General features: G+C 55.2%; 1 pseudogene. It reads right to left on the reverse strand.

The annotated features are described in order from the left end of the window. Positions 1 to 361 (reverse strand): annotated as a pseudogene (locus EXE42_RS16185) (MBL fold metallo-hydrolase); the annotation flags it as partial. Between the last annotated feature and the right edge of the window lie 355 nt (positions 362 to 716).

Genomic DNA, 716 nt, shown 5'->3' on the forward strand with positions numbered 1-716 from the left:
TAGTACTCGATGATCGCAGCGTTGCCGCCGATGTGGTCGGCGTCGTTGTGAGAGGTGACGAGGTGATCGATCCGTGTGATGTCGTGCGCTTGGAGATATTCGAGGACGTGTTCGCCATCATCATTGTAGTGGCCAGTATCGACGAGCATCGTCTCACCCTCGGGCCCCACAATGAGCGTACTTACTGACTGCCCAACGTTGATGTAATGGACTTCGAGCGTTCCGCGGGCGTGGGTGTCGACTCGTTGCCGGTGTCTGGGGTACCTGCGGACGGGTCGCCAGGAACTGCCCCTGAACAGCCCGCGAGGAGGATGATCCCCACGATAATGAGGAGTCGACCGCGACTCCCGATTGAACTCATAGTAGACAACTCTTTTCTAGCAATAAATCCCTCTGGGTCAGCTGTGTGGTCGGTAGATGGTGGGCAGCTCACAATTATGACAGGTGGTTTGTGATCAATTCCGACGCTCAGCGGACATTCCTCAGCGGTGTTCGATATTGCGTCGCTACCGATGTTCCAGTCCAATAAAATACAGTAGTCTCTTGAATGACCCACTACGAATCAGATAACTGAGTAGCGATGATGGGGTCGGTTACACAGCTCTCAGCCTCCCGACAACGAATCCGGTGCGCTGATGCGGTTCTCCTTCTTGTTGTCCCGAGCGTTCTTTTCGGCATCCATGCTTGGCTCCCTGCTGGGGTATCCTCGCGACTGG

The organism is Halorubrum sp. SP3 (genome assembly GCF_005435195.1).
Classification (GTDB): Archaea; Halobacteriota; Halobacteria; order Halobacteriales; family Haloferacaceae; genus Halorubrum; species Halorubrum sodomense.